This window comes from Amedibacillus sp. YH-ame6 (assembly GCF_053848845.1).
The window spans coordinates 36,832-50,538 of sequence record NZ_JBSPEZ010000005.1 but is presented as its reverse complement, the minus strand read 5'-3'; the positions used below and the strand labels follow the sequence as shown (position 1 = coordinate 50,538).

Below are 13,707 nucleotides of genomic sequence, written 5' to 3'. Positions count from 1 at the left end.
CCTTTTATTCAAAATGCTTTTGTTTCAAATGTTTTGTCTTCTTTACGAGTTCTTCGTGGTAGAAGTAGTTTGTATACTGGATATTGTTGTTTTCGCAATATTGTGCAATATCTAGTGAGAGTTCTTTCCAATAGGTCATATCTTTTTTTACATAAATACGTTGATATACATCATGTAGATGAGGGTACTTTTCATCTATATAAGATAGAATAGTTTGTTTATAGGAACCTCTTAGATTCAAATTTTCAAACCAAAATTCATCGATATATTCTTTGCTAGTCTCCATAATCTTTTGATAGTCTGTAATGCCTGGAAATATTGGAGACATGAATAAAATGGTATAGATCCCTTGTTCATGTAGTGTTTTTAGGGTATGCAAACGATCTTGTATAGAAGACGCTTGATCCATATCTTCTTTGAATTGTTCATCTAGGGTGTTGATAGACATGGATACACGTACATTCTTACATTGCTTTAACAACTCAATATCACGTAAGATTAAGGATGATTTTGTAGATATTCCTAGCTCACAATCGATACCTATAAGTTGTTTTAAAATGTTCTGTGTAACACAATAGGTAGCTTCGTATTCATTATAACAATCTGTGACGGAAGAAAGAAAAACACTATGATGTTCTAATTTCTTCGTGTTGATTGGTTTTTCACACTGTTTGATATCAATGAAGGTTCCCCATTCTTCTAAATGTCCGCTAAATCGCTTCATAAAGCTTGCGTAACAGTATTTACAACCGTGAGTGCATCCAACATAGGGGTTAATCACAAAGTCGCAGGTAGGTAGGTTAGACTTGCTTACTAAATCTTTTACATTTTTAATTTGAACTTTCATAGATATCTCCTTTATATAGAAAGCTATCCAATGGATAGCTACTTGAATTCAATAAATTTTACTTCCCCTGGTTCAAAAGAAAGAGGGAGATTTCCTAATGCGTCCAAATCAATATCGTGAACATAAGGATCACAAGTAGAAAAAATCTGTTGTACATGTTCTACGTTAAATGCGAACTCTGGAAATATATTGTCGGTGTGTATATGCAATACATTTCCTGTATGCACATGTACATTACAAACAACCATCAATGCTTTATCTTCCTTCAAGAAGGTAAATCCAATACCTAAATCTTTAGGAGAATCAAACCAAACTGGGATTGCATATTGTGCATTACAAATCACATCCAAGTATACTTTTCTAATCTTTGTAATTTTCTCTAATAAATTTGGTAATATAGATAAATCATCAGAAAGATAATTAAAATAGTAATGATCCAAATAAGGTTGACGACGATATCGATCATCTTCTTTAGGTAAAGAATATGTATATGCTTGATCTCCATATTCGGATAATTGTAAAGGTTGCACATCGTATGATTCTATTCCATTTAACATCATAGGAATGGTATTTGGTAAGAAGTGATTCATAATGGTTAAGGTAATCGCTAATTGTTTACCATTTTCTAGACAACTAATACGTCTTGCGTCATAAAATTCCGCTGCCGCAAACATTGGACAAGCATTCCCTTTGGCTTGATAGGCGAAGTTATGGAACTTATACTCCCATATATTACTTTCTTCATATCCACTGTTTCCACTGATCATATCGTACCCTTTTTTTATCCAAGCTTCACTTTGTGCACTTTGTGTTTCTTCTGCTATCATGACAAAATGAGGGTTAAATTTGCGAGCCGTTTGTACAAATTCAACTTGTAGTTTTTCAGGTAAAAGATAAGGTTTTTCTAAATAGATACCATCGATATGAAATGTTGTTTGTAACCAAGTAATGTTTCGATTCAATTGATTCCAACATGTACGAATAGCTTTCTTTCCAGGATATAAATCAGGACGAATGCGATCTTGCATCATAACGAAGTCATCTTCATAGAAACGAAGTATGGTGGTATCTACATCAGCTATGACATTCGCATTGATTTGATCCACAATGGATGGAGCACAAACAACGTTATGCTTTGTTTGGAGTTCTTCCAAAGAAGATGCTTTATCTCCTTTATTCAAATTACGAAAGTGTGCAATGTGTTGTATTACATCATCGCTTTTATATAAGTCTTTTAATGTATACGAGAAAGGTAATGTGTTTTGAGGAAGTGAGTGACAAATTGGCGCATGATAATCTTTTTCATAAGATTCTTCAATCCAATAGAACCAATCTGGATGTTTTGCAATATAGGCGTTATTTCTTGCCATCTTTGCAGGGCAATACTCAACAATCACTTTCATTCCTAGCACATGACTTGCCTCAACAAATGCCGCAAACTGAGCTTCTACACTCATGGATTTTAAAATAGGATCTCCTAGTTGTTCATCGATTTTTTGAAAATCTACAACAGCTTCTTTACAAGCATAATCATGAGCTTTTTGTGTTTTTCCAAGGGCAAAAGGTTGATGTAGTAAAATCGTATCGATTCCCATTCTCTTTAACAGTGGTAAAAGCGCAATGCTTTTTAAAAAGGTGCCATTGTCTGATAAATGATATAAATTATCATTTGAAATATAATCATCACGATCATGATCCCATGAAGTTGCACAACGTATCATAAGAGAATATACACTAGCTTTTGATAACCAAGAACTATCCTGCGTTGATAACGTTGAACAAAGTTCTCCCTTACCTTTAAACATTTGATCCAACGTGTACGCGTAAAAGGAATAAGGGTTCACAATCAATTGTTTATTTCTTAATTTACGTACATAACGAAATCCAAAATGATTCCAAGATTCAGGAATTACATAATTATATGTGTCTTGTTTATGCAATGCTTCTTCATGATGCAATGTGTCTATCATAAGCTGTAGGTTTTTCATAGAGAAAGCCTCCTTATTGTTGTGTGTAGTTTGTTTTTGTACAATTCTATTTCTATTTTATCATTTCGACAATGTTTTTTGAAGAAGGTTTCTATAATCTTATTGATTGGGAGTGATAAAATGAAAAAAGTGATACTTATATGCGTATTTGCTTTGTGTTTCAGTGGTTGTTCTTTACAGGGAGAGCCTTCTAGTGTACTTGATAGCCAAAATCACTTTCAAATAGAAGAAGACGCAAGCCTTCATATTCGGATGGATGATAATGCCTATGCTAGTGCGATACGCAATCTATGGGATACAACATTTCCAAAACATAAAGGTGCACTTAGTATTCACTGTGATACTTCCAAAGATTCTTCTACCTATGATATTGATTACCTTCAGGACACGCAAATCGCTAAGCGAAAAGATAAGCTTTACAATATTGAACACGTTCAAGAACATATAGAATTGCCTGTAGAAGATCACTTACAGAAAGATGAAGACTATTTTCTACCCATAGATGGAAGAGGACTTGTTTTCCTATACAGCGAAGAAGCACTCATTGCGCGAGGGGGAAGTATACAAAATATGGAAAGCTTTGAATCGATGAAATCCCTTGGGAATCATGTTTACTATCATAATCGTAATGCTGAGTATGTGTACCCTTTTTTGCATACAGAAGAGGACCAAGAAGAAGATACATGGTATGAGAACTTAGAAGCTTATCGCAATCTTAATAAAGATAATGAATTCCTAGATGATCAATATGAAATGTCATCATTTTATATGGATGGTTATATTTGTGGTCTTGTACAAAATGATGGAACATATCAACTCACAGATCTATATCGAAAAGGAAAGCTTCACTTTAAAAGCATGCCAACGTATCACTCACAGTCCTTTTCTCCTATTGTCGATACCTATGGCTTTGTAGTATATAAAACTACGAAGTATCCAGGTGCCGCAAGTGCATTCCTACAACTTGTGCGAAGTGAAAGTGGAATGAAACTTCTTCTAAAACATACATCGAAAACACCCCTCATCGCAAAGAAAGCACTTGAAGATTTCTTTGTGTATGATCGAAGCAGAAAAGAATTGATGGAAGCACTTAATGAGAGTCAATTGCGTAATTTCAAGATACTTAGCAAGATGAAAAAGGAAAACTTCTATAGTACCATTCAAAATGCAATGTATACAAAAGAAAGCAATGAATCGTTTATAAAAAAAATGAAGGATGATATAGAATCATTTTTGTAAGGAGTTGTTTTAGATACCTATCAAAAAAGGAATCCTGTGAGATTCCTTTTCTATCGGATATTATTGTTCAAATAAGATATCTTTCATAGTATACATACCTGGAACTTGTTTGCATGCAAATTGTGCAGCACGAATTGCCCCATTTACAAAGATTTGTTTACTATTAGCAGTATGTTTAATTTCTAAGATTTCATCTTCACCGAAGAAATATACGCTGTGTTCTCCAGCAACACTTCCACCACGAACAGCATGTACACCGATTTCTTTTTGACGTTTTCCTACAAACCCATTTCTTCCATGAACTTCTTTATAAGCATGGGTAGGATTCATCGTTTGAATCAGCATTTTTGCAGTTCCACTTGGAGAGTCCTGTTTTTGATTGTGATGTTTTTCCACAACTTCTATATCAAAGTTTTCTTCCAACATTGGAGTTACAAGTTTTAGCATTTCTTGGAATACTGCGACTCCAAGAGAGAAGTTTGCCTGAAAAACAATCGGTGCTAGTGCTCCAAGTTCTTCAATCTGCTTGATTTGCAAGTCGTTATGACCTGTTGTACCACAGATGTATGCACTTTTGTGCTCTTTGATAAATGGATAAATCCAGTCTAAGTTATTAGGATGCGAGAAATCAATAATGACATCTACATGTTCTTGTAACTTCGACAGATCAGGATGATTGGTACCATCCGCAATCATAACGACTTGCATATCTTCTTTTTTCTCTATGGTATTTACTACGAGTTTCCCCATATTTCCAAAACCAACAACTAATACATTTATCATAGATTTACACCTTTAAGAGCTTTCCCCATCATAACTTTATGATCTTCACTCATTTCACACAATGGTAAACGGTATCCACCAACTGCTTTTCCCATTTGGTTCAACGCTTCTTTTACTGGAATAGGATTAACTTCGATAAACAATGCATGAATTAAATCCATATATTTGATTTGTGCATCTAAAGCGGCTTTATGATTTCCACTTAAATAGTCCATGACCATATCATGAGTTTCTTGTGGTACTACATTTGCTAATACCGAAATTACTCCACTTCCTCCCATGGATAGAACTGGAATAATCATGTCATCATTACCAGAATACATAACGAATTCATCATTTAAGCAGTGTGCAATATCTGCGATATAAGACATGTTTCCACTAGCTTCTTTAATTCCACAAATATTAGGATGTTTACTTAATGTTTCAATTGCCTCGGGAGAAATAGAACATCCTGTTCTTCCTGGAATGTTGTACATAATAATTGGTTTATTGACAGCATCTGCAACAGAAGTAAAGTGACGAATCATTCCTTCTGCATTTGCTTTGTTGTAATAAGGCGCTACAACTAACAAGGCATCTGCACCCATTTCTGCATACTCAATACTCTTATCAATCGCAATCTGTGTACAATTAGAACCACTTCCTACCATAACTGGAATACGTCCTTGAATGGTCTCTAGTGTACATTTTACAACTGCATCATCTTCTTCGTGTGTCATAGTTGCGGATTCACCAGTTGTTCCTAATACAAGAATTGCATCTGTTTTATTTTCCACATGCCATTCTAAAAGTTCTTTTAATTTTTCAAAATTTACGGTTCCATCTTCATGGAATGGTGTAACAAGTGCTACAATACTTCCTTTTACATTAAACATAAGATGTTCTCCTTTTCGCGTTCTTACGCAATTATAAATCAAAAGCTTTAGCTAATACTTCTACTGCTTGTAGTTTATCTTTCTCTTCGATTGTTAATGAGATAGAAATTTCAGATGAAGTAATCATATAGTAAGGGATTTGATGTTCACTTAACGTTGTTAATACCTTTGCGGCAATCCCGCTATGAGTAGAAATCCCTACTCCAATAACAGATAATTTCACAAATCCCAACAATCTTGAAATTGGATATTTTGAATTTAGTTTATCAATGTTCTTAACGATGACATCACTTTGTTTTGTATTACAATAGAATTGAAAGTTTACTTTTCCATCGTGTGTCAAATGCTGAGAAATTGTATCAAGGTTGATATCTAAGTTCGCTATCATGCGAAACAATTCTCCTAAGAATACACCATCGTTTGGCAATTCGTTGACACGCATAATCGCATAATCATCTTTTACGCTGATGCCAGTAATAGGCATATCTTCTAAGTTCTTTGTTGTCTCCATAATATACGTTCCTTTTCTCTCATCTTTTTCCAAAGCTTTTCCTAAAAATAATTTAACTCCATATTTACTAGCAAGTTCTACACTTCTTGTCTCTAAGACACCAGCACCAAGACAAGCCATCTGCATCATTTCGTTATAGGTAATTTCATGTAGTAATTTTGCTTGTTTATACATTCTTGGATCAATGGTATACACCCCATTTACATCCGTATAGATACGACATTCCCATCCAAGTTTCGCTGCCAACGCTACCGCAGTAGTATCAGAACCCCCTCTTCCAAGAGTTGTTATTTCACCATGTTCTGTAGCACCCTGAAATCCAGCAACTACAACCACTTTTCCATCATCCAAATGCTTTTGCAGTGTACTAATTTCAATATCTTTAATACGTGCATGTGCATGATGATTGCTTGTGATAAAACCACACTGATATCCCGTTAATGAAATAGCACTTACACCCAAAGCATCAATGGCCATCGCCAATAAAGTAATGGTACGTTGCTCTCCTGTAGACAACAAAGAGTCCATTTCACGCTCATTTGTACTACCAATTTCATTTGCCATTTCAATCAGCTTATTTGTTGTTTTACCCATAGCACTCGCCACAATAATTAAATTATGTCCAGCGCGTTTCATCTCTACAGCATGAGCGGCAATTGCCTTAATTTGATCAATCGTCCCTACGCTTGTTCCACCATACTTCTCTACTACATTCATACATTAATTGCCTCATCACATTCCAAATCACATAAATCTTCAAAGCTTTCTCTTTTCACAACTACTCTTGCTTTTCCATCTTTCACAAAAACCACGGCAGGTTTTGATAGACGATTATAGTTACTTGCCATACTGTATCCATAAGCACCAGTTGTATAAAGAATCAATAAATCATTTTGTTGAGCCTTTGGTAACATTACATCTTCAATAAGGATATCTCCAGACTCACAGCATTTTCCTGCAACTGTTACTTTTTCTATTTTTTCTTCGTTCATACGGTTCGCAATATCACAAGCATACGCTGCTTGATATAATGCAGGACGAATGTTATCGCTCATCCCACCATCCACAAAGATATATTTTTTATTTTCTGTTTCTTTTTGATATCCAATGCGATATAAGGTAGAACCAGCTTCAGCCACAATGCTACGTCCTGGTTCAATCATAATCTTAGTTAAAGAAAGGTTATATTTCGCTTTCTCTTCTTTACAAGTTGTAAGGATTGTTTTGCATACTTCCTGTAAAGGAATTGGATGATCATCACTTGTGTAATATGCCGCAAATCCACCACCAAGATTTAAAGCGTGAATTTCTAGACTATATTCTTTTTGCATATCATCTACAAACTTCGCAAGTGTTTGTATTTCCGCAACATAAGCATCTTTATCAAAGATTTGAGATCCAATATGAGAATGGAATCCTTCAAATGTAATCTGTGGTGTAGATGTTAATGTTTTGATCATATCCGCAATTTGTTGTTTCATAGTTATAGAAGTTCCAAACTTACTATCCAAATGTGCAGTTACAATATATTTATGCGTATGTGCTTCCACTCCTGGATTCACACGCAACATTGTTTTGATTGATTTCCCACTTTGACGAACTGCCTGTACTAGCATTTCGCATTCCATAGCGTTATCCACTACAATGGTACCAACTCCATAAGTTAAAGCCATTTGAAGTTCTTCATAAGATTTGTTATTTCCATGGAAATACACACGTTCCATTGGAAAGTTTGCTTGTTTCGCAGTAAATAATTCTCCACCACTCACAACATCTAAACACAATCCATAAGCACTTACTAGCTCAATCAAAGCCTTACATGTAAAAGCCTTAGATGCATATAGTACTTCCGTTTCGAACTCATCACTTTGAAATAGTTCATAGAATTGACTCATTTTCGCAGTAATTTTGTTTTCATCATAAATGTACAATGGTGTACGGCAAGTATTTGCCAACTGTTCAACAGATACACCAGATATTTCTAATACGTTCTTGTCCATAAGGTCACCTCATCTATATATAAAAAGTCAGCAAGTAGAAATGTATCACTTACTGACTATCGCGTTATATCGATTGGAAAGTAAGATAGCACATCTACAGTACTGTAGACAGTTCTACGGATATTCTCCATAGACCCACCATTTTCCTATGCCTAGGAAAACAATTCGGCAAATTTGCTTCTATCTTAGATCGTTACCTGCCGGTTCCCTAAGATATTGTCGCATTCGCACCTCTATCAAATTCACACGTATCATAACACTATCTATGCAAAAAAACAATAGTTATATGAAAGAAATGACCATTATTTCATAAATTCTGAAAAATGTTACATATTCAATAGAGGTTTCTCTCAACTATAGTACCATGAACCATGTAATCAATACATACAGAAATAAACATTCTTGTTAAGAAAATATAAATGTAAGTATCATTTCTCTTACAATCAAAAAAGATGAAGCATATGCCTCATCTCAAGGATCCTAGAAAATAAAATACTAAAATTACAATCCCTAATATAATCGCAGTAAATAAGACCGTTCGAAAGGTAAAGACTTCGTTGAAGACATCTTCATTTTCATTTCGCATGACATCGAATATTTCTTGTTGTTGTTTGTCATCTAGGTGTTTTTCTTGCGAATGGAGATTCTCCTGATCCATCTTCTCACCCCTCCACACTACATTGTTAAATTTGTATCCATATTATACCATAAGCTTTTTAAAATTGTTGATATCTAACAAAACCGTAATAAAGTTTATATAAAGAAAAAAGAACGGTGTTGCTCTCCGTTCTCAAATGATACCATGTTTTTTGAAACAATGATAAATTCCATCTTCCTTACTAGAGGTCGTTTGTTCATCACTTAATCGAATCAATTCCTTATTTGCATTTGCCATGGCGACTCCACGATGTGCATGTAAAATCATATCTACATCGTTCATACTATCTCCGATCGCAATGGTATCACAAACAGGAATATGGAAATAATCAAGTAGGATATCCATACCCGTTGCTTTAGAAATATGGGCACACGTAATTTCTCCATTGATTATAGGGTTTTCATCCACGCCATGCAACGTCAATTTCAAGTGAGAAGATAAATTTTCTTGAACTATTCGACAGGCATTCTGCTCTTTCGCAAAAATAGCAATCTTCAAAATTTGTTCATAATCTTTATCCTGAAATTGTTGATAGGGTAACATATGAACACTTGCCATATATTGTCTAGCTAATTCACTATTCATATCCATTTCATTTTTAAATAAATCGTGAAAGAAGGAGAATCCCGTCTCATCTAAGAAGGAATCTCGTATCCCTTCAAGATTGAATCCTACATGATGTTTTTGTAAGAGTTCAATAACATCTACAATATCTTTTTTGTTCATAACTTCTTGAAATAAGAGTGTATCTCTTGTTTCCACATAACTTCCACAAGAAAAAATAAAGCCATCAAATCCTAAATCTAGTAAATCTTGTGCCACCTCTGGCTTTGCTCTTCCCGTTGCCAAGCAAACTTTATGACCATTTGCGCGGGCTTCCTTTATAGCGACTTTGCTTGATTCCAGTATCCCTACTTCATGATCCAACAAAGTTCCATCAATATCTAGAAATATACACTTCATGATTCACTCTCCAAAGAGGATATATTGGCATAGACTAGATTTTCGAAGTCTTTAAAATTACGACAATCTTTCGCCTGCTCAATCATACTTTGTTCACTAAACAATAGAACGAGAGTTTCATATAAATCATGGAAGATGCGTTTATCAATCTTATTAATTGCTACTAATAATATGACATGTACTAGATGTTCATCCCAAAGCACTCCTGTTGGAGATATGACAACTCCAATACAAGTTTTCATCGCTTCCATTTTCATGGAATGAGGAATTGCGATATTGCCAAAAGCAGTAGAGGCTGCAGTTTCTCTAACCATGACGTTGTTTTCAAAATCATGATCTACGAATTCTAACGCGACCATTTTATTTGTTAAGGTATGCAGAATATCATCACGTGTTTTTTGTTCTTGCGTTATCATGAACAGTTCTTCAAAGAAAAACTCTTTGAAGTTTTTTTTCAGAATATAACGTTTTTCATTTGCCTTACAAGCATCGATGGCATTTTGAATGGTCGCAAGATTTAAGCGTGTTGAAAGAGGAGGAATCATACAGATTTGATGATGCAGTTTTCGATGGATTGCGATGGTAGAAATCACCATTTGATAAGACAATCCCTTTAATTCATCTTCAAAGGAAATCGTTTTTATAATATTGATCTGATTTCCAAAATTGATCAACAATTGGTTATAAAGTTCAGAGGTAAGTTGCATATAGTCAGGACACAATAAAACACATTGTATCTTTGCATCATTGGATTTTTGTCGTTCAATCTCAGCACCAATATGCAATGCAAGGAAGGCAACTTCATCTTCATTGATATGAATGTGGTAATGTTCCATAAGCTCTAAAGAGATATAAATCGCAATATCATAAACCGTAGGACAAGTATTCTTAATGGATTCTGCCATTGGATTTTTAGTATACGTTTTATTCTGTGCTCGTACAATTAGATTTTTAATATGCAATGAAAAAGGAGTTAGAAAACCTTCTGTATGTAAATCAATATAATAATCTTCATTTACTTTGTCTGCAATATGTTTGGTTTCCTTTAAGATTTCATCTCCTACGATTTTACGTAATGTATCATCGGAATTTGGAAGAGAATAATTTGCATTCGTTTTAAATAACATATAGATTTCAAAACGCTCACTAGGTGTCAAATGAATTTCAAAACATTCATCTATGTGCTCACATAGTTCTTCTATCAATGCTTGTTCATGTGCACTCTCAATGATAAATTCATCATCCTTAGATATTACAACATTCCCATTTTGGATACGATCAATGATAATTACAAAATGCAACAATAAATTCACGAAAGAAAAATCATTGATATAGTAATTGTATTTCTGAAATGTTTTGCGTATGATACTGGCAACTTTATCAATTTCAATGGCATGGAAGCTCTCTTTCAATATGGATAGATCAACGAGTTGTTGGCTTGTTTCTTCTTGTACGAGATAACTGATAAGTTTCCGCATGTTTTTTTCATCTCCGCGAATATAAATCGCATCATTTTCACATGCAAAATGTACATTAAAATTTGTATATGCTTTGTTCATCTTAGCAATATCGGCTTTTAATGTGGAGTAGCCAACAAAAAGCTCCTCACATAAAGAATAGATATCCACATGAGAGGAATGTTCTAACATCAATTGTTTGATGATATAGAAGGAACGTTCTTCCCAAGTTTGAGGTATTTGTTCTTCTTCTGGAGCTAATAGTTTATGCGCCGCTTGTGCATGTACTTGGTAACCACTCTTTGAAGAAAGAATTACTTTTTCATTGGAAAAAAGATTGATTTCCAAAACATAATTTTTTACAGAACGAGCAGATATGTGCAACGCATTCGCCAATTCTTTACTTGTAATTGTGGAGTGAGTATTTAAAAGATATTCCAAAAGTTCTCGATGTTTCTTTTTCATTATGTTCACCTCTACCTATTCTGCGATGATAATCTAATTCTATTATATAGATAATAAATTACCTATACAACTGATTTATTGCACCACATGGGGCAATTTCATCTTCTTATAACTTTCCCCGTATGGTGCAAATATCAAGTTGAGGCAAAGTGCAAGTAGGTAGATAATATGGGTGTAAGCAAACGAACGCAGAAAGGAGAAATCATGGAAACCATTCGTATCCTATTATGTTGCGGAGCTGGTATGTCCAGTGGATTCTTAGCAAATGCCGCTAGAAAAGCAGCAAAGAAGAAAAAACTTGATGTGAACATTGAAGCACGTAGTCATTCTGATATTGCCAGCTATATGAGTTCCATCGATGTATTGATGGTAGGTCCTCATTATGCAGGAGAACTACCTGAATTCAAAAAGATGGCAGATCCGTACAATGTATGTGTATGCGTGATTCCAAAAGATATCTATGCCATGTTAAATGGAGAAGCCCTTTTGGATTATGCAATCAAAACAATCGAAGAAAAGTAAAAAAAGAGCTAAGCGCACACTTAGCTCTCAAGAAATCACTTTGGACAAGTTATTTCTATAAACCTATTATACACGGTTTTATAGAAATAAAAAAGAAAATTGAAGGAGAAAATTTATGAAAAAATTTATGGACTGGTTAGCAAACAAATTTGCCCCAAAAATGAATGAAATATGCAGTCGTCCTTGGATTGCGGCAGTATCAAGCTCCATGCAAAAAGTTATCCCATTTATTTTAACGGGATCACTGATTTATTTCTATAACGTATTCCGTTCTTATATCCCTGCACTTCCAAATTTAGGACCAATTGCAGATTATAGTTTCGGTCTTATATCATTAATTATTTCATTTATGGTAGCACAGCAGGTTATGGAAAAATTAAATAAACCTTTCTATACAACCAATTGTGGATTAGTTGCCATTGCAGTATTTCTCATGTTTATCATGCCAGAAACCAATGAAGCAGGAAATATGGTGATTCTAGGTGGGAGAATGGGAGCAACTGGAATCGCTGTAGGTATGTTTGCGGGGTTATTTACCTCCATTATCTTCAATCTTTATTCAAAATTACACGTATTAGAGAATAGTACTAGTATTCCAGATTTCGTATCTGGTTGGATCAATTATATAGTACCTACAGTCATTGCATTAGGTATCTCAATGGTTTTAACAATGAACTTAAAAGTAGATATCTTTGAATTTGTTGTATGGGTGTTCTCACCATTAGCAAGTTTTGGACAGACTTTACCAGGATTTGTATTGTTATGTTTCATACCAGCAGTATTATACTCAATGGGTATTTCATCTTGGTTATTTGGAGCCGTAACAACACCAATCTTCTTAGCTGGTATTCAAGCAAATATCGATGCAGTAGCAGCTGGTGAAGTAGCTAGAAACATTGCGACTAGTGAAACAGTATTTACAGCAGCCCTTGTAACAATGGGTGGAATGGGAGCTACATTAGGTCTTAACTGTTTAATGCTATTCTCAAAATCAAAAAAATTAAAAACTATGGGTCGTATCTTCATTGGACCATCTATCTTTAATATCAATGAACCAATTATGTTTGGTGCACCAATTGTATTTAATCCAATTCTGATGTTACCAATGTGGATCAATGCGATTGTAGGGCCAGTGATTGTATATACAGTAATGAGTCTTGGATGGTTGAATATTCCAGCAACGCTTAACCAAGTTGGACAAGTTCCAGTACCAATTTCAACTGTAATGATTACACAAGACGTAAGAGGTATCTTATGGGCGATTGTATTATTTATTGTATATTTATTTATCTGGTATCCATTCTTTAAAGTATATGAAAAAGAGTGTTTAGTAGAAGAACAAGCAGATCTTAATGAATCTGCACAAAGCTAGATAGCATAGGAAGTAGAAAGGTAGGTA

The 13,707-nt window shown here is 34.5% G+C and carries 12 protein-coding genes and 1 riboswitch; of the genes, 3 read left to right on the top strand and 9 right to left on the bottom strand.

The window, feature by feature from the left end:
- Positions 1–4: 4 nt before the first annotated feature.
- On the bottom strand, positions 5–847 hold the full coding sequence (locus ACWG0P_RS05395; RefSeq protein ID WP_455800843.1) for a radical SAM protein: 843 nt from the start codon (positions 845–847) through the stop codon (positions 5–7).
- A gap of 38 nt (positions 848–885) precedes the next feature.
- Complete coding sequence (locus ACWG0P_RS05390; protein WP_455800842.1) at positions 886–2,835, bottom strand: maltodextrin glycosyltransferase; 1,950 nt, start codon at positions 2,833–2,835, stop codon at positions 886–888.
- A 120-nt stretch (positions 2,836–2,955) separates the two neighbouring features.
- Here ACWG0P_RS05390 and ACWG0P_RS05385 point away from each other — a divergent pair, with 120 nt between their 5' ends.
- Positions 2,956–4,074: a hypothetical protein gene (locus ACWG0P_RS05385; RefSeq protein WP_455800841.1), complete on the top strand. Its 1,119-nt coding sequence runs from the start codon at positions 2,956–2,958 to the stop codon at positions 4,072–4,074.
- 60 nt (positions 4,075–4,134) lie between these two features.
- Here the strand turns inward: ACWG0P_RS05385 and dapB are convergent, their stop codons facing one another.
- The 7 genes from dapB to ACWG0P_RS05350 form a co-directional block, all read right to left on the bottom strand.
- Positions 4,135–4,857 (bottom strand): 4-hydroxy-tetrahydrodipicolinate reductase, encoded by a 723-nt coding sequence (gene dapB / locus ACWG0P_RS05380; RefSeq protein ID WP_455800840.1) that lies wholly within the window; start codon positions 4,855–4,857, stop codon positions 4,135–4,137.
- Complete coding sequence (gene dapA, locus ACWG0P_RS05375) at positions 4,854–5,732, bottom strand: 4-hydroxy-tetrahydrodipicolinate synthase (protein ID WP_455800839.1); 879 nt, start codon at positions 5,730–5,732, stop codon at positions 4,854–4,856. Before dapA ends, dapB begins: the two co-directional genes overlap by 4 nt.
- A 31-nt stretch (positions 5,733–5,763) precedes the next feature.
- Complete coding sequence (locus ACWG0P_RS05370; RefSeq protein WP_455800838.1) at positions 5,764–6,960, bottom strand: aspartate kinase; 1,197 nt, start codon at positions 6,958–6,960, stop codon at positions 5,764–5,766.
- On the bottom strand, positions 6,957–8,243 hold the full coding sequence (lysA, locus tag ACWG0P_RS05365) for a diaminopimelate decarboxylase (RefSeq protein ID WP_455800837.1): 1,287 nt from the start codon (positions 8,241–8,243) through the stop codon (positions 6,957–6,959). The genes ACWG0P_RS05370 and lysA overlap by 4 nt, the downstream gene beginning before the upstream one ends.
- Positions 8,244–8,321: 78 nt before the next feature.
- Positions 8,322–8,487: riboswitch (Lysine riboswitch) on the bottom strand.
- Positions 8,488–8,709: 222 nt separating this feature from the next.
- Positions 8,710–8,901, bottom strand: a complete 192-nt coding sequence (locus ACWG0P_RS05360) for a hypothetical protein (RefSeq protein ID WP_455789900.1) — start codon at positions 8,899–8,901, stop codon at positions 8,710–8,712.
- A gap of 132 nt (positions 8,902–9,033) precedes the next feature.
- Positions 9,034–9,864 carry an HAD family hydrolase gene (locus ACWG0P_RS05355; protein ID WP_455800836.1) on the bottom strand — a complete coding sequence of 277 codons (831 nt, stop codon included), beginning with the start codon at positions 9,862–9,864 and terminating at the stop codon, positions 9,034–9,036.
- Entirely contained in the window at positions 9,861–11,786 is a 1,926-nt protein-coding gene (locus tag ACWG0P_RS05350; protein ID WP_455800835.1) for a BglG family transcription antiterminator, read from the bottom strand. Before ACWG0P_RS05350 ends, ACWG0P_RS05355 begins: the two co-directional genes overlap by 4 nt.
- Before the next feature lie 168 nt (positions 11,787–11,954).
- Between ACWG0P_RS05350 and ACWG0P_RS05345 the strand changes: the two genes are divergently transcribed.
- A complete protein-coding gene (locus ACWG0P_RS05345) occupies positions 11,955–12,308 on the top strand; it encodes a PTS sugar transporter subunit IIB (protein ID WP_455800834.1) in 354 nt (117 codons plus the stop codon).
- 115 nt (positions 12,309–12,423) lie between these two features.
- On the top strand, positions 12,424–13,680 hold the full coding sequence (locus ACWG0P_RS05340) for a PTS sugar transporter subunit IIC (RefSeq protein ID WP_455789896.1): 1,257 nt from the start codon (positions 12,424–12,426) through the stop codon (positions 13,678–13,680).
- The last annotated feature ends 27 nt before the right edge of the window (positions 13,681–13,707 follow it).